Source organism: Ruegeria atlantica, from assembly GCF_013032505.1.
Lineage (GTDB): Bacteria > Pseudomonadota > Alphaproteobacteria > Rhodobacterales > Rhodobacteraceae > Ruegeria > Ruegeria atlantica_F.
The window spans coordinates 127,101-153,299 of record NZ_WQCG01000005.1 but is presented as its reverse complement, the minus strand read 5'-3'; the positions used below and the strand labels follow the sequence as shown (position 1 = coordinate 153,299).

General features: G+C 56.3%; 30 protein-coding genes. 9 read left to right on the top strand and 21 right to left on the bottom strand.

Annotated elements, in window-relative coordinates; all coding sequences use genetic code 11:
- The 4 genes from GOW92_RS18025 (at nt 1) to GOW92_RS18010 (ending at nt 4,079) form a co-directional block, all read left to right on the top strand.
- A complete protein-coding gene (locus GOW92_RS18025) occupies nt 1-1,095 on the top strand; it encodes an ABC transporter permease (protein WP_170562830.1) in 1,095 nt (364 codons plus the stop codon).
- The gene (locus GOW92_RS18020; protein WP_170562827.1) at nt 1,095-2,063 is read left to right on the top strand and encodes an ABC transporter permease; all 969 of its coding nucleotides are present in this window, start codon (nt 1,095-1,097) and stop codon (nt 2,061-2,063) included. The genes GOW92_RS18025 and GOW92_RS18020 overlap by 1 nt, the downstream gene beginning before the upstream one ends.
- 328 nt (nt 2,064-2,391) lie before the next feature.
- Nucleotides 2,392-3,312, top strand: coding sequence for a sulfite exporter TauE/SafE family protein (locus GOW92_RS18015; protein WP_170562824.1), 921 nt, complete (start codon nt 2,392-2,394; stop codon nt 3,310-3,312).
- A 2-nt stretch (nt 3,313-3,314) separates the two neighbouring features.
- The gene (locus GOW92_RS18010) at nt 3,315-4,079 is read left to right on the top strand and encodes a TIGR02186 family protein (RefSeq protein ID WP_170562821.1); all 765 of its coding nucleotides are present in this window, start codon (nt 3,315-3,317) and stop codon (nt 4,077-4,079) included.
- 7 nt (nt 4,080-4,086) lie between these two features.
- Here the strand turns inward: GOW92_RS18010 and GOW92_RS18005 are convergent, their stop codons facing one another.
- The 7 genes from GOW92_RS18005 to GOW92_RS17975 form a co-directional block, all read right to left on the bottom strand.
- On the bottom strand, nt 4,087-4,815 hold the full coding sequence (locus GOW92_RS18005) for an SDR family oxidoreductase (protein WP_170562818.1): 729 nt from the start codon (nt 4,813-4,815) through the stop codon (nt 4,087-4,089).
- Nucleotides 4,812-6,344, bottom strand: a complete 1,533-nt coding sequence (locus GOW92_RS18000; RefSeq protein WP_170562815.1) for an ATP-dependent DNA helicase — start codon at nt 6,342-6,344, stop codon at nt 4,812-4,814. Before GOW92_RS18000 ends, GOW92_RS18005 begins: the two co-directional genes overlap by 4 nt.
- A gap of 60 nt (nt 6,345-6,404) precedes the next feature.
- The gene (locus GOW92_RS17995) at nt 6,405-7,043 is read right to left on the bottom strand and encodes an acyl-homoserine-lactone synthase (RefSeq protein WP_170562812.1); all 639 of its coding nucleotides are present in this window, start codon (nt 7,041-7,043) and stop codon (nt 6,405-6,407) included.
- Between the two features lie 84 nt (nt 7,044-7,127).
- A complete protein-coding gene (locus tag GOW92_RS17990; RefSeq protein ID WP_170562809.1) occupies nt 7,128-7,847 on the bottom strand; it encodes a helix-turn-helix transcriptional regulator in 720 nt (239 codons plus the stop codon).
- A complete protein-coding gene (locus tag GOW92_RS17985) occupies nt 7,786-8,004 on the bottom strand; it encodes a hypothetical protein (protein ID WP_170562398.1) in 219 nt (72 codons plus the stop codon). The genes GOW92_RS17990 and GOW92_RS17985 overlap by 62 nt, the downstream gene beginning before the upstream one ends.
- A 206-nt stretch (nt 8,005-8,210) precedes the next feature.
- Nucleotides 8,211-9,497: a crotonyl-CoA carboxylase/reductase gene (gene ccrA, locus GOW92_RS17980; protein WP_170562807.1), complete on the bottom strand. Its 1,287-nt coding sequence runs from the start codon at nt 9,495-9,497 to the stop codon at nt 8,211-8,213.
- Between the two features lie 112 nt (nt 9,498-9,609).
- Nucleotides 9,610-10,998 (bottom strand): 1-acyl-sn-glycerol-3-phosphate acyltransferase, encoded by a 1,389-nt coding sequence (locus tag GOW92_RS17975; RefSeq protein ID WP_170562804.1) that lies wholly within the window; start codon nt 10,996-10,998, stop codon nt 9,610-9,612.
- 143 nt (nt 10,999-11,141) lie between these two features.
- On the opposite strand from GOW92_RS17975, the gene GOW92_RS17970 reads away from it, so the two are divergent.
- From GOW92_RS17970 to deoD, 3 genes are all read left to right on the top strand, one after another.
- Nucleotides 11,142-13,109, top strand: coding sequence for a protein meaA (locus GOW92_RS17970; protein ID WP_170562801.1), 1,968 nt, complete (start codon nt 11,142-11,144; stop codon nt 13,107-13,109).
- Nucleotides 13,110-13,257: 148 nt separating this feature from the next.
- Nucleotides 13,258-13,548, top strand: coding sequence for an H-NS histone family protein (locus tag GOW92_RS17965; RefSeq protein WP_254453078.1), 291 nt, complete (start codon nt 13,258-13,260; stop codon nt 13,546-13,548).
- A 24-nt stretch (nt 13,549-13,572) separates the two neighbouring features.
- Complete coding sequence (deoD, locus tag GOW92_RS17960) at nt 13,573-14,283, top strand: purine-nucleoside phosphorylase (protein ID WP_170562795.1); 711 nt, start codon at nt 13,573-13,575, stop codon at nt 14,281-14,283.
- A 280-nt stretch (nt 14,284-14,563) separates the two neighbouring features.
- On the opposite strand, the gene GOW92_RS25210 is transcribed toward deoD, so the two are convergent.
- From GOW92_RS25210 to GOW92_RS17900, 13 genes are all read right to left on the bottom strand, one after another.
- Nucleotides 14,564-14,695 carry a hypothetical protein gene (locus GOW92_RS25210; protein WP_302477314.1) on the bottom strand — a complete coding sequence of 44 codons (132 nt, stop codon included), beginning with the start codon at nt 14,693-14,695 and terminating at the stop codon, nt 14,564-14,566.
- A gap of 151 nt (nt 14,696-14,846) precedes the next feature.
- Complete coding sequence (locus GOW92_RS17955) at nt 14,847-15,095, bottom strand: hypothetical protein (RefSeq protein ID WP_170562792.1); 249 nt, start codon at nt 15,093-15,095, stop codon at nt 14,847-14,849.
- A gap of 88 nt (nt 15,096-15,183) precedes the next feature.
- Nucleotides 15,184-15,963: a succinate dehydrogenase iron-sulfur subunit gene (locus GOW92_RS17950; RefSeq protein ID WP_170562789.1), complete on the bottom strand. Its 780-nt coding sequence runs from the start codon at nt 15,961-15,963 to the stop codon at nt 15,184-15,186.
- Nucleotides 15,964-16,036: 73 nt separating this feature from the next.
- Nucleotides 16,037-16,738: a hypothetical protein gene (locus GOW92_RS17945; RefSeq protein WP_170562786.1), complete on the bottom strand. Its 702-nt coding sequence runs from the start codon at nt 16,736-16,738 to the stop codon at nt 16,037-16,039.
- Complete coding sequence (locus GOW92_RS17940) at nt 16,728-17,339, bottom strand: class I SAM-dependent methyltransferase (RefSeq protein WP_170562783.1); 612 nt, start codon at nt 17,337-17,339, stop codon at nt 16,728-16,730. The genes GOW92_RS17945 and GOW92_RS17940 overlap by 11 nt, the downstream gene beginning before the upstream one ends.
- Nucleotides 17,340-17,472: 133 nt before the next feature.
- Nucleotides 17,473-19,281, bottom strand: coding sequence for a succinate dehydrogenase flavoprotein subunit (gene sdhA, locus GOW92_RS17935; protein WP_170562780.1), 1,809 nt, complete (start codon nt 19,279-19,281; stop codon nt 17,473-17,475).
- A gap of 24 nt (nt 19,282-19,305) precedes the next feature.
- Entirely contained in the window at nt 19,306-19,677 is a 372-nt protein-coding gene (gene sdhD / locus GOW92_RS17930) for a succinate dehydrogenase, hydrophobic membrane anchor protein (RefSeq protein ID WP_170562777.1), read from the bottom strand.
- A gap of 11 nt (nt 19,678-19,688) precedes the next feature.
- Nucleotides 19,689-20,072 (bottom strand): succinate dehydrogenase, cytochrome b556 subunit, encoded by a 384-nt coding sequence (sdhC, locus tag GOW92_RS17925; RefSeq protein WP_170562774.1) that lies wholly within the window; start codon nt 20,070-20,072, stop codon nt 19,689-19,691.
- Between the two features lie 200 nt (nt 20,073-20,272).
- Complete coding sequence (locus GOW92_RS17920; RefSeq protein WP_170562771.1) at nt 20,273-20,935, bottom strand: DUF1194 domain-containing protein; 663 nt, start codon at nt 20,933-20,935, stop codon at nt 20,273-20,275.
- 57 nt (nt 20,936-20,992) lie between these two features.
- A complete protein-coding gene (locus GOW92_RS17915) occupies nt 20,993-22,021 on the bottom strand; it encodes a MaoC family dehydratase (RefSeq protein WP_170562768.1) in 1,029 nt (342 codons plus the stop codon).
- Nucleotides 22,021-22,227: a DUF1737 domain-containing protein gene (locus GOW92_RS17910; RefSeq protein ID WP_170562765.1), complete on the bottom strand. Its 207-nt coding sequence runs from the start codon at nt 22,225-22,227 to the stop codon at nt 22,021-22,023. Before GOW92_RS17910 ends, GOW92_RS17915 begins: the two co-directional genes overlap by 1 nt.
- A gap of 12 nt (nt 22,228-22,239) precedes the next feature.
- Nucleotides 22,240-22,794 (bottom strand): NnrU family protein, encoded by a 555-nt coding sequence (locus tag GOW92_RS17905; RefSeq protein WP_170562762.1) that lies wholly within the window; start codon nt 22,792-22,794, stop codon nt 22,240-22,242.
- A 6-nt stretch (nt 22,795-22,800) separates the two neighbouring features.
- Nucleotides 22,801-23,658, bottom strand: a complete 858-nt coding sequence (locus GOW92_RS17900; protein WP_170562759.1) for an HpcH/HpaI aldolase/citrate lyase family protein — start codon at nt 23,656-23,658, stop codon at nt 22,801-22,803.
- A gap of 169 nt (nt 23,659-23,827) precedes the next feature.
- On the opposite strand from GOW92_RS17900, the gene GOW92_RS17895 reads away from it, so the two are divergent.
- On the top strand, nt 23,828-24,127 hold the full coding sequence (locus tag GOW92_RS17895; RefSeq protein ID WP_170562756.1) for a hypothetical protein: 300 nt from the start codon (nt 23,828-23,830) through the stop codon (nt 24,125-24,127).
- On the opposite strand, the gene GOW92_RS17890 is transcribed toward GOW92_RS17895, so the two are convergent.
- Nucleotides 24,128-24,883 carry a sulfite exporter TauE/SafE family protein gene (locus tag GOW92_RS17890; RefSeq protein ID WP_170562753.1) on the bottom strand — a complete coding sequence of 252 codons (756 nt, stop codon included), beginning with the start codon at nt 24,881-24,883 and terminating at the stop codon, nt 24,128-24,130.
- A gap of 160 nt (nt 24,884-25,043) precedes the next feature.
- Here GOW92_RS17890 and mdh point away from each other — a divergent pair, with 160 nt between their 5' ends.
- The gene (gene mdh, locus GOW92_RS17885; protein WP_058273532.1) at nt 25,044-26,006 is read left to right on the top strand and encodes a malate dehydrogenase; all 963 of its coding nucleotides are present in this window, start codon (nt 25,044-25,046) and stop codon (nt 26,004-26,006) included.
- Nucleotides 26,007-26,199: the final 193 nt, after the last annotated feature.

Genomic DNA, 26,199 nt, shown 5'->3' with positions numbered 1-26,199 from the left:
ATGGAAAAGATGCCCAAATGGGCCGATGTAGTACTGATCCCGCTGATCAGTCTGGTATTGGCCGCAATCCTGTCCGCTCTGGTCATTCTTGCGATTGGGGAAAACCCGGTCGAAGCGGTGAAGCTAATGGTGACCGGCGCGCTCGGGTCGACCTATGGATGGGGTTATACGCTGTATTACGCCACCAACTTCATGTTCACCGGGTTGGCCGTGGCCGTCGCCTTCCATGCCCGGCTTTTCAACATCGGGGGCGAAGGACAGGCCATGCTGGGTGGGCTGGGCGTCGCCCTGGTATGTCTCTACATCCCATGGCCGCATTGGAGCGTTGCTCTGTTAGCGGCAAGCGCAGGCGCAATGCTGTTTGGCGCAGCATGGGCCGCCATTCCGGCCTATCTTCAGGCCAAACGCGGCAGCCACATCGTGATCACAACGATCATGTTCAACTTTATTGCGGCGGCATTCCTGAACTACGTTCTGGTCAACCTTATGCGGCCACCGGGCGCGCAAGACCCGTCCTCGGCGCGTTTCCCCGAGGCTGTACACCTGCCGACATTTCAGTCGATGTTCTCAAGCGCCGACAACGTGGTGTTCAAGGGGACTCCGGTTAACATTACGTTCTTCATTGCGGTTTTGGCTTGTTTTGTTGTCTGGGCGCTGATCTGGCGGACAAGATTGGGCTATGAAATCCGATCCTACGGCAAAACCGAAACCGGCGCTGTCTATGCAGGCATTTCACCGGTGCGGATCACGATCATTGCAATGCTGATTTCAGGCGCGCTGGCGGGGCTGATGGCGATCAACAACGTGATGGGTGAGGCAGAGCGCTTGGTCTTGAATGCGACCGAAGGCGCGGGTTTCATCGGCATCGCCGTGGCCCTCATGGGGCGGTCGCACCCGTTCGGTGTGTTTCTTGCGGCGATCCTGTTCGGGTTTCTCTATCAGGGTGGTGCGGAGTTGGCCTTCTGGACGTCGATCCCTCGCGAACTGATCGTTGTCATACAGGCGCTGGTGATCCTGTTCACCGGGGCACTGGACAACATGGTCCGGATGCCGCTTGAAAAGCTGTTCCTGAGCCTGCGGAAGGGAGCGCAGTGATGGAGTTCTTTATAACACTCATCCAGGTCCTGGACTCGAGCATCCGTTTGGCCACACCGCTATTGCTGGCCTGTCTGGCTGGCCTTTATTCTGAACGCGCGGGCATTTTCGACATCGGTCTGGAAGGCAAGATGCTGATGGCCGCCTTCTTTTCGGCGGCAGTCGCGGCTGTGACCGGATCGGTCTGGCTGGGCTTGCTAGCGGGGGTTGCCTCTTCTCTTGTGCTTTCAGGACTTCATGGATTGGCCTCGATCACCTTCCGGGGCAACCAGTTGATATCCGGGGTCGCGATCAACTTTCTTGCGGCAGGTATGACGGTCCTTGTCGCACAAAGCTGGTTCGAACAGGGTGGGCGCACGCCCTCACTGTTTGGCGGCGGTCGCTTCACACCGATCAACTTCCCTTTTGCCGAGTCGCTGAGCGGAGTGCCGATCATCGGACCGATCTATTCCGAGCTACTCTCGGGCCATTCGATCCTGGTCTATGTCGCGTTCCTGATGGTGCCGGCAACCTGGTGGGTTCTGTACCGCACCCGGTTCGGGTTGCGCCTGCGTGCCGTGGGTGAAAACCCGGCTGCCGTGGACACAGCTGGTGTCTCGGTCGTTGGCTTGCGCTATGCTGCGGTTGCCATCTGCGGTGTGCTGTGCGGCATTGCCGGGGCGTATCTGGCTACTGCGTTGCAGGCCGGGTTCGTCAAAGACATGACCGCGGGCCGTGGGTTCATCGCACTGGCTGCCCTGATCTTTGCAAAATGGCGGCCCTGGCATGCAATGGGCGCGTGCCTGTTATTCGGGCTGCTGCAAGCCATTGCCTTGCGGTTCCAGAACATTGATCTGGGCGGTGTGGTTATCCCTGTGCAGGCGATGGATGCCCTGCCCTACGTCCTCACCGTGGTCATTCTGGCTGGCTTTGTCGGCAAGGCGGTCCCGCCCCGCGCCGGTGGCGAACCCTATGTGAAAGAGCGCTGATAAGTCCAGTTTCGGACTCAGTTCAGTCCTGTTCGCTGCAGAGCGGCATGCAGAGTTGATTTTGCATGCCGCAACCGTTCTAAAGGGGTATGCAGGTGTCTCCAAACATACCCCGCGACTCGGAAGCGGTCCGGATCGTGAATTTGGAAACGCTTGCAAACCTCAATACTGGGGAAAATCAGATCACCAGCCTTATCAGGCAGCTGGCATGACGCCCAGCGAACCGACATTCGCCATGTGGTCACGGGGCATTGCCGCCGCGCGCTGCATTAAACCTATACCACTTTGCCTTGAGGCGACCGCGGTCACCCTCTTCCAGTAGCTCGATATGCAAATTTACCTTCCTATCGCCGAAGTCTCTGTCAACGCCTTCCTTCTATTGGGACTTGGAGGGATGGTCGGCATTCTTTCGGGCATGTTCGGTGTTGGCGGTGGTTTCCTGATGACACCCCTTCTGTTCTTTATCGGCATTCCGCCAGCCGTTGCGGTTGCAACAGAAGCCAATCAGATTGTCGCGTCTTCATTCTCGGGCGTATTGGCGCATTTTCGACGAAAGACGGTGGACCTGAAAATGGGGACCGTCCTTTTGATAGGAGGCTTAACTGGGGCTGCGGTCGGGGTGGTGATCTTCAACTATCTCAAAAGCCTCGGGCAAGTCGATCTGTTGGTCACACTTTGCTACGTCGTGTTTCTTGGCGTCGTGGGCGGCCTGATGTTTATCGAGAGCCTGAATGCGCTGCGTAAGTCCAAGAAAGGCGTGTCCGCACCGCCCAAGCGCCGTCAGCGCGGCTGGGTGCATGCGATGCCGTTCAAAATGCGGTTTCGGACCTCGGGCCTTTATATCTCGGTCATTCCGCCTGCGCTTGTCGGCCTGTTCGTCGGCATCCTGTCTGCCATTATGGGCGTTGGCGGCGGGTTCATCATGGTTCCTGCGATGATCTACCTTTTGGGAATGCCCACAAAGGTCGTGGTCGGGACATCCCTGTTCCAGATCATCTTTGTCACCGCCTTTACGACCATGTTGCATGCAACGACCAACTTCACGGTGGATGTCGTACTGGCCGTTCTGCTTCTGGTTGGCGGCGTCATCGGCGCACAAATCGGAACGGTCATCGGCGCTCGTATGCCCGCGGAACAATTGCGGGTGTTGCTTGCAGCCCTTGTTCTTGCGGTCTGCGGGAAGCTGGCTTTGGATCTGCTGATTGAACCATCCGAGCTGTACTCGCTTGGCACCGGCGGAGGGCACTGATCATGCTGAAACGCCTGCTTTTTGCGCTTGCGCTGTGCGCCAGCCCCGCACTGGCCGTTGATGAACAAGTTGTTCTGGGCCTGAGCCAGGACCGTGTGGCAATCACCGCCAATTTCGATGGCTCTGAGATCCTTGTCTTTGGCGCAGTCAAACGTGAGGCCCCTATTCCACCGGGGCCACCGCTGGAAGTGATTGTCGCAGTGTCCGGTCCATCCGGCCCTGTCACCGTTCGCCGTAAAGCGCGCAAGCTTGGAATCTGGGTCAATACTGACAGTGTTCTGGTAGACGAAGCCCCCAGCTTCTATGCCGTTGCGACCAGTGCACCCTTGGATGAGATCCTGTCAGACACCGAAGACCTGAGATACAGCGTGTCAATCGAACGTGCCATTCGGTCCGTTGGTGCGGCAATGAACATTCGCGGCGCCCAGGAATTTGCAGACGCCGTTATTCGTATCCGCGAGGACGAAGGGCTGTATTCCATTCGCGAGGACACCGTCGCCGTTGATGAACAGACCCTGTTCCGTACCTCAATCGAGATGCCTGCGGACCTGACCGAAGGCGACTACGTGGCGCGCATATACCTGACCCGCGGCGGTGCGGTTGTTTCACAGTTTGAGACCACCATCGACGTGCGCAAGGTGGGGTTGGAGCGGTTCCTGTACAACATGTCCCGCCAACAACCGATCTGGTACGGCTTGATGTCACTGGTCATTGCTATTGCTGCAGGTTGGGGTGCTTCAACCGCGTTCCGCCTGTTGCGCGAGTAACTGTCCGCTACCCGCGTCCGATGTAGGGCATCGTCGTGGCCATCACGGTCATGAACTGAACGTTTGCCTCAAGCGGCAGGTTCGCCATGTGAAGAACGGACCGAGCCGCGTCTTCGACGGCCATTGTTGGGTCTGGCTGCTTCCCGTCTGCAATGGCCGCCTCGACCAGCCCCTGCACCATTTGTGTTCGCGCATTGCCGATATCGATCTGACCACAAGCGATATTGAATGCTCGCCCGTCCAGGGACAGGCTGCGCGTCAAGCCCGTTATGGCGTGTTTCGTCGCGGAGTAATGCACCGAGTTCGGTCGGGGCACGTGCGCTGCAATAGAGCCGTTATTGATAATACGCCCACCTTGCGGAGACTGGTGTCGCATGATCCGAAAGGCTTCGCGGGCGCATAGGAACATACCGTTCAGGTTGACGTTGACGCTTTGGTACCAGTCGTCCAAGGCAATTTCGTCAATCGTTCCCCCCGGCGCGAAGATTCCCGCGTTGTTGAACAGAACATCCAAATGGCCGGCCTTGTCCTGAAAGGTAACGAAAGCGGCCTCGACTGCTTGTGCATCGGTGACATCCGCAACCAACGGAACCGCATTGGCATATTCCCCGGCCATTTGATTCAGTGTGCCCGCACTGCGCGCCAAAAGGCCAACTGTCCATCCTTGTGTCAGAAATAATTCAGCCGTGGCCCGCCCGATGCCCGAGCTTGCGCCGGTAACGATAATGGATGTCATGTCTCTTCCGCCTCCAATGTCAGCGAGGCCGCAGGAACCGCGCGCAGGTCGTCCACTCGCAACGGATAAGTCGGCTTGGCCAGCCGATTGCGTACGACCCAGATCAGCCTCTCCTGCGCGCGTGTGATAGCTACATAAGCCAACCTCTTCCACAGCGGCTGTCCCGCCTCAGTGCGACCCATACGGGCAGCGGCATAAATATCCGGAGCGAAAACCTGAACGGTGTCCCACTGTGATCCTTGCGCCTTGTGAATGGTGACTGCTGCACCGTGCAAAAAGGTGGCGCCCATGCGCGCGGCAAAGGGAATAAACGGCTCTTCCTCGTCCGGTTTCTCGATCTTGACGATCGATGCGGCACTGACCTGCGGGTCTTCTGCCCCCATCACGTGTAATCTAGAAAACCCCGGTTTGCGCCCAGGCCCCAGATAGATGACCTGCGCGCCTTTGATCAGGCCACGCGCCTCAAGATCCAGGCGTTTCTTGCGATGTTTCAACGGCAGTTCGATACCATCGCAGATAAGCGGTTCGCCTTCCAAAAGCTCGGTGTCCGGCGCATCGTGAACACTTCGGAAAGCCTGAATAAGCCGAATGCGCGTTGCGTTGCGCCAAACCAAAACAGGGCTGCGGGCCATCAGATCAACTTCGACCCGCTGGCCCCACACAACACGATCGTCGCGCTGCGCGGTTTGTTCAATCATGCGTTCAAAATCTTCAAACCCCATTTGCGGGTCAGCCAGCGCATGAGCGAGGTCGAGAATGGGATTGTCCGCCTCTTGCCTGTGAACCCGGTGAAGAACTTGTTTGCGCGGCTCTGGCAGCGCTTCAAACACCATGCTGCCCGACTGATTAACCGGAGCAAGCTGCGCCGGGTCTCCGAACAACAACAAAGTCGGGAAGATCTCCTGCAAGTCTTCGAACTGACGGTCATCCAGCATCGATGCTTCGTCCACAAACCCGATATCCAATGGTTCATCCCGGCGTTTCCAGCCAGTAATGAAATCCGAGCCCCGCAACCCTGCAGCAGCCAATGCTCCGGGAATGGACTTGTTGTTTTCATAAAATGCTGCCGCGCGATCCAGGGCTTCGTCTGTCAGACCTTCGATCTCGGGGCGTTCGTCATTGCCAGCCAACCATTCAGCAATGCGCTCGTATTCCGGGTCGTAAACAGGTGTATAAAGAATACGGTGGATCGTGGTGGCCGGCACCCCACGCAGACGCAACACACTGGCAGCCTTGTTCGTCGGGGCAAGAATGGCCAAGCTGCGTTTTTCGCGGGCTTTGCGGCTTTCGAAATCACCAGACACAATCTGAACGCCGGTCTGGGCAAGAGCCTTGTAAAGCTCGGCCAAAAGCAGGGTTTTCCCAGATCCCGCCTTGCCGATCACGGCCATCACTCCGGATTTGCCCGCCCCCGGAAGTTTCAGCAGAGCGTCATCATCAAGGTCAACACCCGCCGATTTCAACATCTCAGAGATGTTGTCATAAGCGGCGGCCTGGTCGTCAGAGAAAGTCACGGGGGGCAAAGACATGGCGCGACCCTACAAGGCCGCGCCAGCTATCACCAGATGCGGATTTATGTTTTCGCCCCGTCACGCCGACATGGCAAACCGGTGCTGCCTTCCGACGCCAAAGGCGGTCTTGAACCACAGCCGCGACAGTTCGCGCGGAATGCCCGCGCGCTCGGCCACGCGGTTGCAGTCGTCGGCCGAATAAGGCCACAGCCCGACCGAGATTTGATCGCGCCCCTTGCCTTCCTCACCCAGCACAATCGGAGACGATCCGATGAGGCGATATATCCGAATCATGCGCGCATCAAAAACACCCGCAATGTGGGTTAGACCAAACCCCTCCATCATCTCGCCACCGCTAAGCATGATAGCCCCGGCGGTGTGCGGGCTGGCCGTGCGCGACAGGCAAAAGCGCGTCACCTCCCAAATCACAGGGCTGGAGATTGGTTCGCCACCTGTCAGGTGCCCAAACACCTCGTTCACCATGACCGGGCCAGTGGTTGGCAAAACGCGCATGGATCCACCGTGGCTGCCATCCGGTTCTTCCCAAATGACGTAAATCGGGTTCAGATCATCGTACTGATCCCGTTCTTCCCCCTTGGCATTGACATGAACATCCCAACCCAGCCGGGTTTTGAACTGGTCGGCACGGTCCCGAAACATTCCCTGGGCCAATTTTGGATATTTGTGCAATTCGTCAGCATAAACATAGCGCAACATGACTCTTTTCCCCTTGTCGTCCTGTGCAGGAACAAAGGGGGTACAGAGTCGTGGTTAATTTCCGGTTTTGAGGGCGCGCGTGCCTTAAACGACTATTAACCCTCGGCTCAGCGCCGTTGCGATGGCATGGGTTGTATTCTGCGCGCCCAGCTTGGCGCGGGCGCTTTCGATGTAGACCCTCAGTGTGTGTTCCGAGATCGACAAGGAATGAGCCACTTGTGCCCGGCTGTAGCCCAGGGCGAGCAAGGTCATGGCGTCCACTTCACGCGGCGACAATCCTCGCGCAGAGTCGGGCTGGCGGTCACTTTCAAACTCCAGCGCCTTTCGGTTGAAGTAATGAGCGATCAGGATCAACTCACGCCCATGCGTTTCGATGAATTTCTGCCAGGTTTCATCATCACAGGTGTGGTTGACGGTAAACAAGGCGAACTGCCCATTCGGCCCACGGATCGGAATGGAATAGCCTTGATTGCCAACACCGTGCTCTAACGCGTCCTTCAGGAATGTCTTGGCAACCTTGCCGGACCAATCCAGCGTCTTCCAATCCACCGGGTGAAACCGTTGGAAACAGCCCAGAATGACCGGATCTATCCTGTGATAATTGCGCTCGCGATACCGTTCGGCCCAGACATCGGGATAGGTAGTGTAGCCATATTGATCACCTGCCCCATCGACCCAATGATAAATCAGATTTTCGATCCGTAGCCTGTCCCGCAGGCGAATGGCGACATCGCCCAGCTCGTCAAGCGTGCTGGTGTTTTCCAAGTCCTCCAGAACTTGGCTCATATCGAGTTTTGTTGCCATCCGCGGGTGCCTGAACCTCATTCTTTCTGGACGAGATTTCGGCTGCGGCGACCAGCTTGGTATCATCCAGCTGCTCGGCAAGCGCGGTCAAACCGTTTTCAACAGCAAAGGCGCTGAGGTCCGACAGAACGTCCAGTATCCACTCATTTTGCGCCATCAGGGTCTCTCCGAAACGGTTAACGAAGGGTTAACACAACCATAGCATGAACAAGTTTTTTTAGCCTATTCACTGGTTTCTACTCCCCAAAAACAGCGGAGGGATTTCGACTAAGTCATTGAAAATAAATACATCACCGCCCAAAAGGAAACACCCGCGAACCGAGAAACCGATTCGCGGGTGTTTTGAATTCGTCCGGTCCGGGTTTAGTCGCGCGCGGCCAAAACCTCTTCCAGAGTACGCATTCCGGTCTGTGGTGCCTGGACCAGTACCGACATGTTGCCCGGCTTATGCTCGTTGCGCATCATTTTCATATGCGCCTCAGGCAGATCAGCCCAGGTGAACACTTCGGACATGCACGGATCCAGTCGACGCTCGACCATCAGCTGGTTTGCTGCGGCCGCCTGTTTCAGGTGAGCAAAGTGCGAACCCTGCAGACGCTTCTGGTGCATCCACATGTAGCGCACGTCGAAGGTCAGGTTGTAGCCGGTGGTACCAGCGCAAATCACAACCATGCCGCCCTTCTTCACAACAAAGGTCGAAACCGGGAAGGTGCTTTCGCCGGGGTGCTCGAACACCATGTCGACGTTGTTGCCTTTTCCAGTGATGTCCCAAATCGCTTTGCCGAATTTGCGGGCCTCTTTGAACCACTCGGCATATTCCGGTGTGTTGACTGTGGGAAGCTGACCCCAGCAGTTGAAGTCCTTACGGTTCAGAACGCCCTTGGCACCCAGACCCATCACAAAGTCACGCTTGCTTTCGTCCGAGATCACACCGATGGCGTTTGCGCCTGCAGTGTTGATCAACTGGATCGCATAGGAACCCAGACCACCCGACGCGCCCCAAACCAGAACGTTCTGGCCCGGCTTCAGGTCGTGTGGCTCATGACCGAACAGCATCCGGTAGGCGGTCGCCAGCGTCAGCGTGTAGCAAGCGCTTTCTTCCCAAGTCAGGTGCTTGGGCCGCGGCATCAGCTGCTGGGCCTGGACGTTAGTGAACTGTGCGAACGAACCATCGGGGGTTTCATAGCCCCAAATACGTTGGCTGTCCGAATACATTGGATCACCGCCGTTACAATGCTCGTCGTCGCCATCATCCTGGTTGCAGTGGATGACAACTTCATCACCGACCTTCCAGCGGGTGACCTTCGAACCAACAGCCCAAACGATGCCCGAAGCGTCCGAACCAGCAATATGGTAAGGTGCCTTGTGGCCGTCGAAAGGCGAGATTGGCTTACCCAGCGATGCCCAGACACCATTGTAGTTCACGCCAGCCGCCATCACCAGAACCAGCACTTCGTGGCTGTCCAGCTCGGGGACGTCCACGACTTCTTGAATCATCGCGGTGTCCGGCTCGCCGTGGCGTTCCTTGCGGATCGCCCATGCATACATTTTTTTGGGCACAAAACCCATCGGAGGGATTTCACCCATCTCATAGAGGTCTTTTTCCGGTGCCTCGTACGACGCGATGCCGCTGTCGGTGTCCAGAGCCATGTTGGCCTCCTTTGTTCAAAACCTTTGCCGCGATGCAGAATCGCGTGCATTAACCGATGGAATATTGGCCCTGAAGAAACAATGCAACCAAATTCAGCGCTGTTTTGTAATTTTATGACCCTGCGGGCGCAGAAATTTCTTTCGCGATCGCAGCATTTTCTTCATCCGGCCCCATCGGAACCGAAGCTGCATAATAATCCAGCAGATCAACCCTTTGACCGGAGGAGCATATTTTACCGTTACTTCGCTTGAGAATCCGGCGTTCGACCAATTGATCGATCGCAGCCTCAACCGAGATCCGGTTTTTTTGGTCGGCTATCCCATTGCGACGCATAAGCTCGACAATCACCTGAACGGCATCGGCCTCAGGCATCTCTTTATGCTTCTGTATCAACCAACAGGCGGCCGGAACGGGCACCAGAGGGATAGCGGCGCGCAGACGCGTCATTAGCTCGCGCGCCAAATCGGTCATGAGATCGCGCTGATGATCGGCCCGAAATGTTTGTAGGGAAACCGGCTGACCATACCGGACCGAGGCCAGCCCAAATCGCTTGTAGCGCCCGATCACGCGTCGCCAGAGCTGTTTGAGGATCCACCTGGTGATTACTCCGATTCGCGCACGAAACCGCCGTTCATTCCCCAATGCGGCCCGCGTCAGAACCGTATCTTCGAGCACACGATCATAGTTCAGCGCCACGGGAACAAACACGACATCGCGCCCGCCTTTCGTGGTCCCGTCGATGATATACTTGAGCAAACCCAGCTTTGGACGACCTAGGGCGCCTGTCAGGCTTAGCCCTCCCTCGGGGAACATGGCCTGAGTTACACCCGCCTCAGTCGCGTGGCGCACATAACAGGCCAGCACTTGACGATAGAGATCGTTGCCAGACTTACGTCGGATAAAGTACGCACCCATCGCACGGATCAGACGGCTTAGTGGCCAGACCCGAGCCCATTCACCTACCGCATAGGACAAGGCAGAATGTTGCGCTGCAAGATAGGTGACAAGCACATAGTCCATATTGCTGCGATGGTTCATGACGAAAACGACCGTGGCGTCGGGGTCAATATTCTCGACAGCGTCCTCGTCCTGATAACTGAGCTGCACATGATAAAACGCATTGCTCAGCAATCGGGCGACACGGATCGCAAAACTGAAATAGGCAACGGCTGAAAACGAGGGCACTATCTCGCGCGCGTATCGCCGCGCCTGCTCAAACGCCACAGCTTCAGGAACACCAGTTTCGCGTGCACGGTCCTGAATGGCCTGACCAACCTGTGGGTCGTAGATCAGGCGCTGAATCATATCGTGACGGTGTGCCAGCTTGAACGGTTGGATCGGCCGTTTCAGACGAGTGTTCAAACGTTTCACGGCACGTTCAAGGCGGCGCCTGAAAAACCACCGCACCGATGGGAACAGAAAATGCGACGCTAAAGTGACCGCGGCAAACACCAGGATCAGCAAAAACAGCCAAAGCGGAAGTTCCACGGTCTGAGTCATGCGGGCACCCTGCCACCAAACGCTGCGTCCTACAATCTGAAGAACCTAATATGCCGCGACGCAGCGAATTGACATATCCCGAAAATTGCGCTTTAGAAGCCGGGAACGTAATTTTGTTGCCCACCCAACTCACGAGGCCCGCTATGACGCAGACGCAGAAAGATCGCCCCTGGCTCATCCGAACCTATGCCGGTCATTCCACCGCCAAAGCGTCGAACGCCTTGTATCGCGGGAACCTGGCAAAAGGCCAGACGGGCCTGTCGGTGGCTTTCGATCTGCCGACCCAGACAGGGTATGACAGCGACCACACTCTGGCACGCGGCGAAGTGGGCAAGGTTGGCGTACCTGTCTGCCACCTGGGCGACATGCGTGTTTTGTTCGACCAGATTCCACTGGAACAGATGAACACCTCGATGACGATCAACGCGACGGCGCCTTGGCTGCTTGCGCTCTATATCGCTGTGGCCGAGGAACAAGGTGCCGATGTCTCGAAATTGCAGGGCACGGTACAAAACGACCTGATCAAGGAATACCTGAGCCGCGGAACCTATGTCTGCCCGCCCAAACCGTCGCTCAAGATGATCGCGGACGTGGCCGAGTATTGTTATACCAACGTGCCGAAATGGAACCCGATGAACGTGTGTTCCTATCACCTGCAAGAAGCCGGCGCGACACCGGAACAAGAGCTGGCATATGCATTGGCCACCGCCATCGCCGTGTTGGACGAACTGCGCCCCCGCGTCCCCGCCGAGGACTTCCCGGCGCTTTGCGGGCGGATTTCTTTCTTTGTGAACGCAGGTATCCGCTTTGTCACTGAAATGTGCAAAATGCGTGCTTTCGTCGATCTTTGGGATGAAATCCTGCACGAACGCTACGGGGTAGAAAATCCGAAGTTCCGCCGATTCCGCTATGGCGTTCAGGTAAACTCGCTGGGCCTGACCGAGCAGCAGCCTGAAAACAACGTCTACCGAATCCTGATCGAGATGCTGGCCGTGACGTTGTCGAAAAAGGCCCGCGCCCGTGCGGTGCAATTGCCTGCATGGAACGAAGCATTGGGCCTGCCTCGTCCTTGGGATCAGCAATGGTCAATGCGGATGCAACAGATTTTGGCGTATGAGACCGACCTTCTGGAATACGGTGACCTCTTCGACGGCAACCCTGCCGTGGATGCGAAGGTTGAAGAGTTGAAAGAGGGCGCGCGCGCCGAACTGGCCAATCTGGATTCAATGGGAGGCGCGGTGGCGTCGATCGAATACATGAAGTCGCGGCTTGTCGATTCAAACGCCGAACGCCTGAACCGGATCGAACGGAATGAAACTGTCGTTGTCGGTGTGAACAAATGGATCGAAGGTGAACCGTCGCCCCTGCAAACCGAAGACGGCGGCATCATGGTCGTTGACCCGGCTGTCGAACAGGAACAGATCAACCGACTGAACGAGTGGCGCGCAGATCGCGACGATACGGCTGTCGCCGCGGCCCTGACCGCGCTACGTGAAGCGGCGCAAAACGGCAGCAACGTCATGGTGCCGTCAATTGCGGCTGCCAAAGCCGGTGTGACCACAGGTGAATGGGCCGAAGAGATGCGCAAGGTCTACGGCACGTATCGGGGTCCCACCGGCGTTTCGGGCTCGGTCTCGAACAAGACCGAGGGCCTGGAAGATCTGCGAGCGGCAGTGGATGCGGTCAGCGATAAGCTGGGCCGCCGCCTGAAATTCCTGGTCGGAAAGCCGGGTTTGGACGGACATTCGAACGGAGCGGAGCAGATTGCATTCCGCGCGCGAGATTGCGGTATGGATATCAGTTACGAAGGTATTCGCCTGACACCCGAGGAAATCGTGGCCGCCGCAGGCGAAGACGACGCGCATGTGATCGGTCTGTCAATCCTGTCCGGCAGCCATATTCCACTTGTTCAGGACGTTATGAACCGGCTGCGCGAAGCCGGACTGGATCGTATTCCAGTAATTGTCGGCGGCATTATTCCCGATGACGATGCCGCAAAGCTCACCGCAATGGGTGTCGCAAAGATCTATACGCCCAAGAATTTTGAGCTGAACGCAATTATGGGCGATATCGTGACTCTGGTTGATCCACAAAACCTCGCGGCTGAGTGATCCCTATCAATTTCATCGGCCGTTAATCTATCCCCTGAATGAAAGGGGATAGATAATTCTTTACTTTGGAATTACGGTGTGCCTTCGGGCACAACGGTAATGACTAATTCCAGGGAGAGGGAAAATGTCGGGGGCAAATCTTGAAAAAATGTCGCGTAAAGAACTACTTGAATTGCGCGACAAGGTCGAAAAAGCGTTAATTGGCGCCGAAAAACGCGAACGGAAAGAGGCGTTAAAGGCTGCGGAAAAAGCCGCCGCAGAATTCGGATTCTCGTTGTCTGAATTGGCAAAAGACCATCCGTCGACCGGAAAAACCTCGAAAGCAAAATACAAAAACCCTGCAGATCCAAAACAGACATGGTCAGGACGCGGCCGAAAACCGCAATGGATTCATGACGCGCTGAAATCCGGGGCGGACATTTCGGATCTGGAAATTTAATATCTAATTGGAACGGACCCCAAAATGACAATTCATATTGGAGCCAAAGAAGGCGACATCGCAGAAACTGTTCTTTTGCCCGGCGATCCCTATCGTGCAAAATGGGCAGCCGAAACGTTTTTGGACGACGTAAAGCAAGTCAATGATGTGCGTGGAATGCTAGGCTTCACCGGAAGCTGGAAAGGGAATCCAGTTACCATTCAGGGCAGCGGCATGGGCATGCCGTCCTTGTCGATCTACGTCAACGAACTGATCCGGGACTATGGGGCCAAAACGCTGATCCGCATCGGCTCTTGCGGGGGAATGCAAGACAGCGTGAATGTCCGCGATGTGATCCTTGCGATGACATCAACCACACTCAGCACACCGTCACGCGGCATAATGAAAGAGCTGAACTTTGCACCATGTGCGGATTGGGGACTGTTGCAAGCGGCGGCTAAGGCGGCAGCGGCCAAAGGCACTCCTACCCATGTCGGCGGCATCTATTCGTCGGATGTATTCTATGATGAACGTCCTGATCTTAACGAACAGATGGTCCGACACGGCATTCTCGGGGTCGAGATGGAAGCGGCCGAACTATACATTCTTGCCGCCCGCCACAAGTGCCGCGCCCTGGCCGTTCTAACCGTTTCCGACCACTTGCTGACTGGCGAAGCTCTGCCCTCGGCTGATCGCGAACGCAGCTTCGGCGATATGGTTGAAATTGCCTTGCAGGCGGCATTCCCGGCGACTTAAACGCAGGAATTCTGGATAGGTTGCCGTCCTGATTGCGGTGTTATTGCCCCTTCAAACACTGAGTGGGCGCGTCGCTGCCTTGCTGCTGCGCGCCACAGAATGCACACACCCACATGCCTTCCTTGCGGTGCTGCCGCCATCGGCAGTCCCGAGTCAAAGAGGAAGTGCGCGAGCGCCACAGGAAATAGGCAAACACTCCGCCTGCCAAAACAAGAAGCAAAATGGGCATGCCAATGCATCGCCTATTTTACCCCTTGGTCGCAAGTCTACAGTTGTTGGTTCAGGCCGCGTTTGCGTATTCGAACATATCTGGCGTGCGGTCACTTTCGGGCTTTACAGGTGCGGGCGTGTAATATGACCACGCTTGTTCCAGTGCTTTCAAAGCCTCTGATCTGGTGTTCAGCTTTTCCATCTGAGTGATCCTGTTGTGTCTCGATCGCTCCTCCCTGAGTGGAAAGTAGGCGGAGATACTGGCGGATTCACCACATCTTTTTGCAGTCTCGGTATGTTCAGGACGCAATTTAGGCCGGCAGTACACCTGCCAGCCTTGAACTTAGTGCCCTTTAAGCTGCCATACAGGCATTCGCTTTGGCGGCCTGAGCCTCGCTTACGCCATCACCAGGAACAAACACTTCAGTTTGCTTGCCGCCCTGCAGTTCGTATTGCGTCGTAAATGAACCAGTGATCCCTGCCTGCCCGGCACAATCCACCTGCTTAAATACAGTATCCGCCCGATTGCTGCCTGATCCGCCACAGGCCGAAAGAGTTGCGATCACTGCAACGGACAGCGCCTTGATAAGTGTTTGATTCATTAGTGTTCTCCGATACTTCAATATCTGCAAGAAACGAAAAAACCCGGGAAGTTTCCATCCCGGGTTTCAATAAAATCTTCAACTGTGTTCAAACCGCGCGGTCGACCATCATCTTCTTGATTTCGGCAATCGCCTTGGCCGGGTTCAGACCCTTCGGGCAAGTCTTGGCGCAGTTCATAATCGTGTGGCAGCGATACAGCTTGAACGGATCTTCCAGCTCATCCAGACGCTCACCGGTGGCTTCGTCACGACTGTCGATGATCCAGCGATACGCATGCAGCAAAGCGGCGGGGCCAAGATAGCGATCCCCGTTCCACCAATAGCTGGGGCACGAGGTTGAGCAGCTGGCGCACATCACGCATTCGTACAATCCATCCAGTTTCTTGCGATCCTCAATGGATTGCTTCCACTCTTTCGCGGGACGGTTTGTCTTGGTTTCCAGCCACGGCATGATGCTGGCATGCTGCGCGTAGAAATGCGTCAGGTCGGGGATCAGGTCTTTGACCACCGGCATATGCGGCAGCGGATATATCTTCACGTCGCCCTTGATTTCATCCATGCCGTAGATACAGGCCAGCGTGTTGATCCCGTCGATGTTCATCGCACAGGATCCGCAGATGCCTTCGCGGCAGGACCGGCGGAACGTCAACGTCGGGTCAATCTCGTTTTTGATCTTGATCAGCGCGTCCAGAACCATCGGACCGCAGCTGTCCATGTCAACGAAATAAGTGTCTACGCGCGGGTTCTGCCCATCATCCGGGTTCCAGCGATAGATCTGAAACTTACGAACATTGGTCGCGCCTTCAGGCTTGGGCCAAGTTTTGCCAGTGGTAATCCGAGAATTCTTGGGGAGGGTTAATTGTACCATCAGTCAAGTCCTTTGGCGTGCTGCTTAGACGACATTTGAAGCACCAACATGCTAATGCAATGAACGCGCATATTCACTCCACTCCTTCTTTGGACCGGGACGCAAATACGGATATTTCTGCAAGTACGGCCGGAGGTGTTCGTCTAGTGAATGTTTTAAAGATAGTCTCGTGATCTCTTTCCGCTGGAATACGGCCCACAAAACCCCGTTGCCGGTCAATTGCCCAGCTTTCAACTCCATTTTCGTATAGCCAACGCGCATATCGCACATCCACGAATTTCTGACTGTCTTTCATGAATTCATACGGGGCGACGTTCTTGCCCATCGCAACCATGCCACATGTTGCAAGCTGGTCAACGCGCTGCATCCGGCGCAGTGGTCGGCCAACTTTGACAACATCTCGTTGTCGATGGCTGGTCGGAGTCTTTTCGGTGTAGGTCGAAGCGTGAGTTCCAAAAACCACCTTCTCCGGGCCCTTCTCCTCAAGCCGCTGCACCATGTGCTTTACGAAAATTTCGCTATAGATCAGATCATCATCGACGAAGAAAACGATGTCGTCCGGGTCGGGTGTCGTGAAGAACTTACCGACATCTTTCTGATCCTCTTCCGGCACAAAGGCGTGTATCTTAGGGTTTTCTTTGTATTCCGCCGGAACCTCGCCCCATTCGTTCAGACAAAGGTACAGCGCATCCACCTGATCGATGATCGATTGCACCGCAAGGGGTAACATTTTCTCCCGCAATGGGTACGAGGCCATATGTGCTCTAACCGCCATCACTCATCCTTTCGAAGACTTTGAACGAAGCGAAACTGTACCTGCTGGCATTACCATGGCCATCTCGATTGAACGGGTTTGTCTCGCCGCAATACATCTTCCAATTTGGGAACCGGTCCGCGACCCAGGTCGAATATGCCCTATGGCGCACATGAACGTTGTTTGTTTCAAGATCGAAATCGGACGAATAAATCACCACAAACCGTTTTGCCAAAGAAAACAGCCGGTTCATATAGGCCTCAAAAACGTCATCCTCGACCAGATGGTAAATAACGTCCAGAGACAGAGCGGCGTCGTGCGGCTCGACCTCTGCATCTGCCGAAAGAAACGTCCAACCTGAACGCCCACTGAATTGCGTGTTGCATTTGCGCACGCAATCTTCCGAGATATCCAGCCCTGTGAATTGAGGAATATCAAAAAAGCTTGCCTGGTTGCCGTCGCCACTGCCCAGTTCGGCTACCGATTGTATGTCTTCAACTTCGACGAAGGTGTTGATGAAATTGGCCTTGTAAACCGCCAGCCTGCCGTATGACCCGGCGCCAGAGTTTCTGCCCCGCGCATATCGGTTGGTCCAGTATTCGTTTGAGGAAAAACTACTCATGTCGGCACATCAACACTGACAAGGCCGCAGATCTTGGTTCCACGGTCTGTGAGTGCGTATAGTCCTTTTCCCTCAACGATACTATTCATTGCGCGGCCTTTCGGTTTATGTCGCGTCTTTAGGCTAAGTGACGTCAGAACGTCCGCGCTTTGGGCGCGATTTTCTGCAGGCTTATGCCGCCTTCATCCTCGGTTGTCAGCGGATCGGCAATGACGGGGCGATAGCTAAGCTCGACCTGGTTGCCATCAACACGCGAGACCGTGTGAACGCGCCAGTTCTCATCATCACGCTCGGTGAAATCCTCATGCGCATGCGCGCCACGGGATTCCTTACGCGCCTCGGCGCCGACAATCGTGGCCAAGGCGCTTGGCATCAGGTTAGTCAACTCCAACGTTTCCATCAGATCGCTGTTCCAAACCAGAGAGCGATCGCTGACTTTCAGGTCGTCCATCTTGGCGGCAATCGCTGTCATCTTTTCGACACCTTCGGCCATAGTCTTGGCTGTACGGAACACAGCGGCATCTTCTTGCATGGTCTTCTGCATTTCGAGACGCAGATCGGCTGTCGCAATCTCGCCGCTGGCATTACGCACCGCGTCGAAGCGGTCGAACGCCTTGTCGACGGACGCCTGATTTAGCACAGGGTTCGGCGCTTCAGCATCCACAACCTTACCTGCGCGGATAGCTGCCGCGCGGCCAAAGACCACAAGGTCAATCAGCGAGTTGGAGCCCAGACGGTTCGCTCCGTGCACCGAGGCACAGCCTGCCTCGCCAACGGCCATAAGGCCGGGGACCACAGCGGTCGGATTCTCGGCCGTCGGGTTCAGAACCTCACCCCAATAGTTCGTTGGGATACCGCCCATGTTGTAGTGCACGGTCGGCAGAACCGGGATCGGCTCTTTGGTGACGTCCACGCCAGCAAAAACGCGCGCCGATTCCGAAATGCCCGGCAGGCGCTCGGCCAGCGCCTCAGCGGGCAAGTGGCTAAGGTTCAGGTGAATGTGGTCGCCACCCTCGCCATGCCCACGACCTTCGCGGATCTCCATAGTCATTGAGCGCGAGACGTAATCGCGAGGTGCGAGATCCTTGTACTGGGGCGCGTAGCGCTCCATGAACCGCTCGCCTTCCGAGTTGGTCAGATAACCACCCTCGCCACGCGCACCCTCGGTGATCAGACAGCCAGAACCGTAAATGCCGGTCGGGTGGAACTGAACGAACTCCATGTCCTGCAGGGCCAGCCCTGCGCGGGCCACCATGCCACCACCGTCACCAGTGCAGGTATGGGCCGAGGTCGCACTGAAATAGGCGCGGCCATAGCCGCCGGTCGCCAGCACCACCATCTTGGCGTTGAAAACGTGCATCGTGCCGTCATCCAACTTCCAGCAGACGACACCCTGACACTGACCGTCCTCGGACATGATCAGGTCTATGGCAAAATATTCGATATAGAACTCGGCGTTGTTCTTAAGCGACTGACCGTACAGCGTGTGCAGGATCGCGTGACCGGTCCGGTCCGCAGCAGCACAGGTCCGCTGCACGGCAGGACCTTCGCCGAATTCGGTCGTGTGGCCGCCGAAGGGACGCTGATAGATCTTGCCTTCTTCGGTACGGCTGAAGGGCACGCCATAATGTTCCAGCTCGTAGACGGCCTTGGGCGCCTCACGCGCGAGGTATTCCATCGCGTCGGTGTCACCCAGCCAGTCCGACCCTTTGACGGTGTCGTACATGTGCCATTGCCAGTGGTCTGGGCCCATGTTGGACAGAGATGCGGCGATACCGCCCTGCGCAGCAACTGTGTGCGAACGCGTCGGGAACACTTTGGTCACGCACGCTGTACGCAGACCCTGTTCAGCCATGCCGAGCGTGGCGCGCAGACCAGCGCCGCCAGCGCCGACAACAACCACGTCATATTCGTGTGTTTCGTATTCGTATGCAGCTGTCATTTTATTAATTCCTTACCGCGCGTTTCACAGAGCTAGCTTGATCAGGGCAAACAGCCCGGCAGCTATCAATGTGTAGCCAAACGCCGCGACGGCCATGAGGCTCAGCTTTTCTGCGACACCATGGACATAGTCTTCGATCGCAACCTGCGTCTCTCGTACCAGATGGATGATTACGACGACCAAAGTCAGGCCGGTTACAATCGCCGGGAATGGGCGGCTGTAGTAGGTCAGAACCTCTTCGTATGATCTGCCCAAGCCGCTTGCGAAGACAAAAACGAAAAGTGGCACCAGAACGACTAGAGCGGCCGAGCTGACCATCATCTGCCAGTGATGATGCGTCCCTTCGCCTCCGGCACCAGTACCCTGCGCACGTTTGCGGTCAGTGAGGTAATTCATGGCCATTCTCCTTAAACCGCAATTGCTGTGATGAAGGCCAGGATGGTGGCAAGCACCAACATGCCGATCCCCAACTTTTCGGAAATGCGGACATCCACACAATATCCCAGATCCCAGATCACGTGACGCAGACGACCCAGCATGTGATAGAAAATTGCCCAGGTCGCAGCGAACATCACCAGATCACCCAGCCAGCTTCTCATCAGCCCGTCGATAAAATTGAATGCCGTCTCGGATGTTGCCGCCGCCAGGAACCACCAGACGACAAAAAATGCGATCATAAGCGATGCAATACCGGTGATCCGCACAAGGATCGACGTTATCGAAGTCAGTTGGGGGCGGTAGATCGTGAGGTGAGGTGAAAGAGGGCGATTGCCCCGATTTACATCGGCCATGTTGGCTCCTTTACGGTTGGCTCCCGAAGGTTTTACTGTTTTTTGCGGTTCTGTCACGTGCTGCAGATGCAAAAAAGCTGATAATTGACCCAAAATGACGGATATTTGCATTATGTGATCACACAAAATAAACTCGTGATCACAAAATGTTTTTCATCGTTCGTGATGTTAGCGCCTGCAGTCCCGAATCTGTTGAACGGCTATTTCAATTCAGCGGTTTGCTGGGTTACTTCCCGTAGAAGTTTCTTACGAATACGCTCGGGATAATCGGCAAACCCCGAGGCCGAAACGACAAACGCACCCTCTCCTACGATGACATTCTCAAAAAAATATGCGGTCAGATCAGGCTCGCTTTCTTCGATTGCAATGGCGTTCACCGTCACGCCACGTGTGCGCAGAATCCGGTGCACCTTTGACGGCTCAACCCCTTCGTTCGACACGCCATCGCCTGAGATATCAATAAGGTGGCGCTTGCAGTCCGACACCTCATCGAAATAGGACATTGTCGTTTCCAGCGCCTCGCCGATTGCGGTGGAGAAGTTGCGCCAAACCCTTGGATCGTTGGCCACCTTGACCGCAAACTGATCAATTGCTTCGAAGCTGTCTATTTGTGTCCACGGAACAGTGACCATTTGCCGAGAGGACCCCGTCCACTGCACCAACATCACACGAGCTTTCCCGCGCACCAGCGCCTCGGACACAATCGGGTCGCGCAAACCTGCTGCAAGACCATCCATCTGGATACGATACTCGGTCGTGTCTACAGAACCTGAGACATCCACGGCGAGCGCCAATGCCAGGTCACAAGCATAGGCAGGCGGCGTGAGGCAGACGCAGGCAGCTATCGTGCGAAACAGGGTCATGACCACAGCCTAACACGATTGGTGCCGGCTGCGATCAAATGAATGTCAGGACCGCAGTTAGATCGGCATCAAGGCCCAATAATCGAGATCCAGAAGAACGTTCGGCAAATACCGACCTTCTTCGTTCCTCAACTCAAAAGGCGCGCCGCCCTTGGTGGCGACCAACCGCAGACGCACAGCGCCGACGCTCGGCACAGAGGTTTCCGCCTTATCCAGAACCTCAGACCAAGCCTTGATCGTGTCGCCGGCAAAGCAGGGATTCGCATGTGCGCCACCGTTTAGGCCTACAATCAACTGTGCATTGGCCAGACCGTTGAACGATAGGGTTCGCGCCATCGAAATTACGTGACCGCCATAGATCAGCCGCCCGTCCGGACGGAAGGTCAGGTCAAAATGCACCTTGGCGGTGTTCTGCCAAAGGCGGGTGGCCAGCATATGCTCGGCCTCTTCGACGGTGACGCCATCGACGTGATCAATAGTCTCGCCGATCTCATAGTCACCCCAGCGATGCGCTTCACCGGATTGAGCAAAATCGTATTTTGAAAAATCCAGCCCCTCGGGCACCACTAGATCTTTCGCGTCAAGCGCCTTTTTCAGTTCAGGCACCACGGTTTCGGGTGCGGGCGCATCCAAATCCGATTTGCGTACCATGACCCAACGCACGTATTCGATGACAACCTCATCGCGCTGGTTCAGACCGCGCGTACGCACCCAGACAACACCAGTCTTGCCGTTCGAGTTCTGCTTGAGGCCAATCACCTCGGATTCCGAACGCAGCGTGTCGCCCGGATAAACCGGTTTCAGCCAGCGCCCTTCTGCGTAACCCAGATTGGCAACCGCATTCAGCGAGATGTCAGGGACGGTCTTGCCAAAGACGACATGAAACGCCGCAAGATCATCAATCGGGCTTTGTGGCAGGCCACAGTTCCGGGCGAATTCGTCGGAAGAATACAGCGCATGCCGCGCCGGATAGAGCGCATGGTACAGCGCCCGCTCTCCAGTGGTCACCGTGCGCGGCACGGCATGGTGCAACACCTGACCAATGGAATAGTCCTCGAAAAAGCGGCCCGAATTGGTTTTTGCCATTATTGCTGTCCCAGTTTCATGTCAGGTGAATAGTCGACCTCGACCTCTTTAGTCACAGCCTGCGCACAGCGCATAACGCCATTCGTGGCGTCGTAGGCATAGGACGGGTCGCCATAAAGCACCCATCCTTTTGCCAGCGCGTCAGATACTTTGTGACAGAATGCGGATGTGTCCTCTTCAGTCAGCAGGCGATAGAGTTTTGCCATAGTGTCTGGTCCTTACGATGGGAATGGCGACGGACCGACAAGCCCGTGAATATATCCGATGATGCCCAGCAGCACGATCGAGGCCACAAAGAACATCACGTCCTTGCCATAGGTTCCGGGTTCACCGGGGGTCCAGTCAGGCTGCGATTTGTTGATTACGATCACTTCGACAACGGCCCAAGCCAACAGACCGCCGAACAGGATGATCGAAGCCAGATCCCCATTCACCAGCAAATGCGCGAAAGCCCACAGTTTGAACCCGCCCAGCATCGGGTGGCGAAACTTATTCAGAATCCGCCCTTTGGTTCCGGCTGGGCTCATCATGTAGATCGCTATCAACACCAGCAGGTTGTTGATGTGGATCATGAAGGACGGTGGGGCCCAGACATAGATGAAATCGGTCATGCGATAGCCGAAGATCATCAACAGGATGGACGCGACCAGCGCCAGAGCAACAGCACCCTTGCCAGCATCGCCCATCGCTGCGCGCTGTTCTGGCATCACGCGTTTGAACAGATGTGCAGCCCACCAAAGTGCCACACCGAGAATCAGAAGAACAAAGCCCATGCTGGCTTACCCCGCTTGCAAAGCTGTAATTGCCTCCGCTTTTGCCAGAGTTTCGCGGGCAGTTACAACGTGCAGGTTTTCGACAATCTTCCCATCGACCACGGCGACGCCCTGGCCTAGCGCTTCAACCTCTTCAAAAGCAGCAATCTGGCGACGCGCCAGATCAATCTCGATCTCCGACGGCGCAAAGGCTGCGTTGGTAACGTCGACCTGCGCCGGATGGATCAGGGTCTTGCCGTCAAAACCCATGTCACGGCCCTGCTCACATTCGGTGGCCAGACCTTCGGCGTCCTTGAATGCGTTATAGACGCCATCAACAATGATCAGACCCTCGGCCTTTGCGGCCAGAAGGCACAGGCCCAGCGAGGTCATTAGTGGCAGGCGATCCGGGCGGAAGCGGGTTTGCAGCTCTTTCGCCAGATCATTGGTACCCATGACAAAACCTGCCATCAGCGGATGAGCGGCGATCTCAGCGGCGTTCAGCATGCCGCGTGGGGTCTCCATCATCGCCCAGATCGGGATATCGCCGGTGATTGCGGCAAGCGCGTCCACATCCGCTGCAGAATTCACCTTGGGCAAAAGAACAACGTCGGCGTCCATCTCGCGCACAGCTTCGGCATCGGCGTGACCCCATTCGGTATCCAGGCCATTAATGCGGACAATCTTGACCCGATCACCATATCCGCCTGCAGTTAGTGCAGCCTTAAGCGTTTCGCGCGCATTGTTCTTTTCGTCGGCGGACACCGCGTCTTCGAGATCAAAAATGATCGCATCCACAGGCAGCGTACGCGCCTTGTCCAGCGCCCGGTCTTTTGAACCAGGGATGTAGAGAACAGAGCGATAGGGGCGCTGGCGCGGATCCATTGGCTTCTCCCGAAGAAATAAAGTTGCGCGGAATGGGGCATTTTTTGCCGGAAAGTTCAAGCGCAAAATCGCCGCATCGCAGCATTCACGACGCAACGTGCGTTCTTTTAACGGAATTTCGGTTCGCGGTCGGCACCCTGGATCGCAAACGCAATCGAAAGGGGTGAAGATGCAAAAGACATTACTGAAGATGACGATGGGCCTTGGAATCATGGCTCTGGCTGCACAACAGGCCCATGCCCGCACCTGCGCGCCGCGTGAAGAGGTGATTAAACGGCTGACAGAGACCTATGGCGAAAGGCGGCAGGGAATCGGAATCGCACGACGGGGCGCTGTGATGGAGGTTTTTGCCTCAGATCATAGCGGCAGCTGGACGATCACGGTGACCCTGCCAGATGGCACGACCTGCCTTGTCGCCTCGGGTCAGGCATATGAAATGATCGCCGAAACATTGCCACCAAACGTCTGATCAGGTCAGCGCGTCCCAGATCAGTTTACTGCCGGTGAGCGTCAGCAGCACATAGGCGATGCCAAAGAACAGACGCTCAGAAAGCATGAAATGCGCCCGGACGCCCAGCCAGGCACCAAGAATCGCAAATGGTGTCAAAAGCAGATCGGCCCACGCGGTGTGCCAAGTGAACATGCCGAGATACGCGTAAGGCACAAATTTCGTAATGTTTATGACCCAAAACGCCAGAACGGTGCTGGCCTGAAACTCGGTTTTCGTCAATCGTTGCGAAAGCAGATACACAGCGGCGGGCGGACCGCCTGCATGGCTGACAAAGCTTGTGAACCCGGCGACAAGCCCAGCGAATAACCCCGCTGCCGGCGGTAAGCGATTGGCAAACCCACGCACCCAGCCACGGGTCTGGGCGACGTGCCACACGACAAAGCCCACAGAAATCCCACCGATCAGCAGACGCAAAAGATCGTCATCCGTGGCGCGATAAAGCAATGCCCCCAGCGCTACGCCGGGTACAGCCCCAATGATCAACAGGCGCGAATCCGTCCAGCTCCAGCGTTTCCAATAGGGTCCAAGCGTTGCGACATCGATCACCATCAGGATCGGCAACATCAAGGCAAGCGCCTGACCCGGCTCCAATATCAGCGCCAGAATCGACGAAGATGCAAAGGCCACCCCTGAGCCAAAGCCGCCCTTTGAAATACCCGCAAAGATCACGGCCGGGATCGACACAGCAAAAAACATCAGGTTCAATTCGAACATGTAACGTCCCGGTTTAGGCTTGTATCACAGGCCGTTTAGCGCAATCAGACCGGACCGTGCAAACAGTATGCGGTTGCATGCCGCGCCGCTGAACACTTGCGCGAAAGCCATTTAGCGACTAGCACAGCCGCGATTTCAATTCCGACCGGAGATTTTCCAAATGGCCAGACCCAAGATTGCGCTGATCGGCGCAGGGAACATCGGCGGCACGCTTGCGCACCTCGCGGCTGTCAAAGAACTGGGTGACGTTGTCCTGTTCGACATCGCAGACGGGCTGCCGCAAGGCAAAGCGCTCGACATCGCTGAATCCGGCCCTTCGGAAGGGTTCGACGCAGCCATGTCCGGCACCAGCGATTATGCCGATATCGCAGGCGCGGACGTCTGCATCGTCACCGCTGGCGTTGCCCGGAAACCCGGCATGAGCCGCGATGACCTGCTGGGCATCAACCTGAAAGTCATGAAGTCGGTTGGCGAAGGCATCGCAGCCCACGCACCTGACGCGTTCGTGATCTGCATCACTAACCCGCTGGACGCGATGGTTTGGGCTCTGCGCGAGTTCTCGGGCCTGCCGCACAACAAAGTCTGCGGCATGGCAGGCGTTCTGGACTCGGCGCGTTTCGCACACTTCCTGTCGGAAGAGTTCAACGTATCGATGCGCGACGTCACCGCATTCGTTCTGGGCGGTCACGGCGACACCATGGTTCCTTCGGTTCGTTACTCGACCGTTGCTGGCATCCCGCTGCCCGATCTGGTCGAGATGGGCTGGACCACGCAGGACAAGCTGGACGCCATCGTTCAGCGTACCCGTGACGGCGGTGCCGAGATCGTTGGCCTGCTGAAAACCGGATCGGCCTACTACGCGCCTGCCACTTCGGCGATCGAAATGGCCGAAGCGTATCTGAAAGACCAGAAACGCGTACTGCCTTGCGCCGCCTATTGCAGCGGGGAACTGGGCGTGGACGGTCTGTATGTAGGCGTTCCAACCGTCATCGGCGCCGGTGGCGTCGAGCGGATCGTGGACATCAAGCTAAACGAAGACGAGCAGGCCGGATTCGACAACTCGGTCAACGCCGTCAAAGGCCTGATCGAAGCGTGCAAGGGTATCGACAGCTCGCTGGCGTGATCCATACGTAAAGAAAATCAGAACCCGGTTCACCTTTGGTGAGCCGGGTTTTGTTTTGGGCGACTTCTGCGCTCTTCGATCGATCCGCTATCGAAGCTAGCGGCCTACAGTCTTGCGAATTTGCCGTCTCGACGGGTCGACTTGGTTTAGCGCTAGCTGAATTCTCTCTTTATTCTAAAGGCCGTCACCGGCA

Bases quoted from the DNA above. Each gene is read 5' to 3' on its own strand.
- GOW92_RS18025 (WP_170562830.1), top strand. From the start codon at position 1: ATGGAAAAGATGCCCAAATGGGCCGATGTAGTACTGATCCCGCTGATC.
- GOW92_RS18020 (WP_170562827.1), top strand. From the start codon at position 1,095: ATGGAGTTCTTTATAACACTCATCCAGGTCCTGGACTCGAGCATCCGT.
- GOW92_RS18015 (WP_170562824.1), top strand. From the start codon at position 2,392: ATGCAAATTTACCTTCCTATCGCCGAAGTCTCTGTCAACGCCTTCCTT.
- GOW92_RS18010 (WP_170562821.1), top strand. From the start codon at position 3,315: ATGCTGAAACGCCTGCTTTTTGCGCTTGCGCTGTGCGCCAGCCCCGCA.
- GOW92_RS18005 (WP_170562818.1), bottom strand. From the start codon at position 4,815: ATGACATCCATTATCGTTACCGGCGCAAGCTCGGGCATCGGGCGGGCC.
- GOW92_RS18000 (WP_170562815.1), bottom strand. From the start codon at position 6,344: ATGTCTTTGCCCCCCGTGACTTTCTCTGACGACCAGGCCGCCGCTTAT.
- GOW92_RS17995 (WP_170562812.1), bottom strand. From the start codon at position 7,043: ATGTTGCGCTATGTTTATGCTGACGAATTGCACAAATATCCAAAATTG.
- GOW92_RS17990 (WP_170562809.1), bottom strand. From the start codon at position 7,847: ATGGCAACAAAACTCGATATGAGCCAAGTTCTGGAGGACTTGGAAAAC.
- GOW92_RS17985 (WP_170562398.1), bottom strand. From the start codon at position 8,004: ATGGCGCAAAATGAGTGGATACTGGACGTTCTGTCGGACCTCAGCGCC.
- ccrA (WP_170562807.1), bottom strand. From the start codon at position 9,497: ATGGCTCTGGACACCGACAGCGGCATCGCGTCGTACGAGGCACCGGAA.
- GOW92_RS17975 (WP_170562804.1), bottom strand. From the start codon at position 10,998: ATGACTCAGACCGTGGAACTTCCGCTTTGGCTGTTTTTGCTGATCCTG.
- GOW92_RS17970 (WP_170562801.1), top strand. From the start codon at position 11,142: ATGACGCAGACGCAGAAAGATCGCCCCTGGCTCATCCGAACCTATGCC.
- GOW92_RS17965 (WP_254453078.1), top strand. From the start codon at position 13,258: ATGTCGCGTAAAGAACTACTTGAATTGCGCGACAAGGTCGAAAAAGCG.
- deoD (WP_170562795.1), top strand. From the start codon at position 13,573: ATGACAATTCATATTGGAGCCAAAGAAGGCGACATCGCAGAAACTGTT.
- GOW92_RS25210 (WP_302477314.1), bottom strand. From the start codon at position 14,695: ATGGAAAAGCTGAACACCAGATCAGAGGCTTTGAAAGCACTGGAACAA.
- GOW92_RS17955 (WP_170562792.1), bottom strand. From the start codon at position 15,095: ATGAATCAAACACTTATCAAGGCGCTGTCCGTTGCAGTGATCGCAACT.
- GOW92_RS17950 (WP_170562789.1), bottom strand. From the start codon at position 15,963: ATGGTACAATTAACCCTCCCCAAGAATTCTCGGATTACCACTGGCAAA.
- GOW92_RS17945 (WP_170562786.1), bottom strand. From the start codon at position 16,738: ATGGCGGTTAGAGCACATATGGCCTCGTACCCATTGCGGGAGAAAATG.
- GOW92_RS17940 (WP_170562783.1), bottom strand. From the start codon at position 17,339: ATGAGTAGTTTTTCCTCAAACGAATACTGGACCAACCGATATGCGCGG.
- sdhA (WP_170562780.1), bottom strand. From the start codon at position 19,281: ATGACAGCTGCATACGAATACGAAACACACGAATATGACGTGGTTGTT.
- sdhD (WP_170562777.1), bottom strand. From the start codon at position 19,677: ATGAATTACCTCACTGACCGCAAACGTGCGCAGGGTACTGGTGCCGGA.
- sdhC (WP_170562774.1), bottom strand. From the start codon at position 20,072: ATGGCCGATGTAAATCGGGGCAATCGCCCTCTTTCACCTCACCTCACG.
- GOW92_RS17920 (WP_170562771.1), bottom strand. From the start codon at position 20,935: ATGACCCTGTTTCGCACGATAGCTGCCTGCGTCTGCCTCACGCCGCCT.
- GOW92_RS17915 (WP_170562768.1), bottom strand. From the start codon at position 22,021: ATGGCAAAAACCAATTCGGGCCGCTTTTTCGAGGACTATTCCATTGGT.
- GOW92_RS17910 (WP_170562765.1), bottom strand. From the start codon at position 22,227: ATGGCAAAACTCTATCGCCTGCTGACTGAAGAGGACACATCCGCATTC.
- GOW92_RS17905 (WP_170562762.1), bottom strand. From the start codon at position 22,794: ATGGGCTTTGTTCTTCTGATTCTCGGTGTGGCACTTTGGTGGGCTGCA.
- GOW92_RS17900 (WP_170562759.1), bottom strand. From the start codon at position 23,658: ATGGATCCGCGCCAGCGCCCCTATCGCTCTGTTCTCTACATCCCTGGT.
- GOW92_RS17895 (WP_170562756.1), top strand. From the start codon at position 23,828: ATGCAAAAGACATTACTGAAGATGACGATGGGCCTTGGAATCATGGCT.
- GOW92_RS17890 (WP_170562753.1), bottom strand. From the start codon at position 24,883: ATGTTCGAATTGAACCTGATGTTTTTTGCTGTGTCGATCCCGGCCGTG.
- mdh (WP_058273532.1), top strand. From the start codon at position 25,044: ATGGCCAGACCCAAGATTGCGCTGATCGGCGCAGGGAACATCGGCGGC.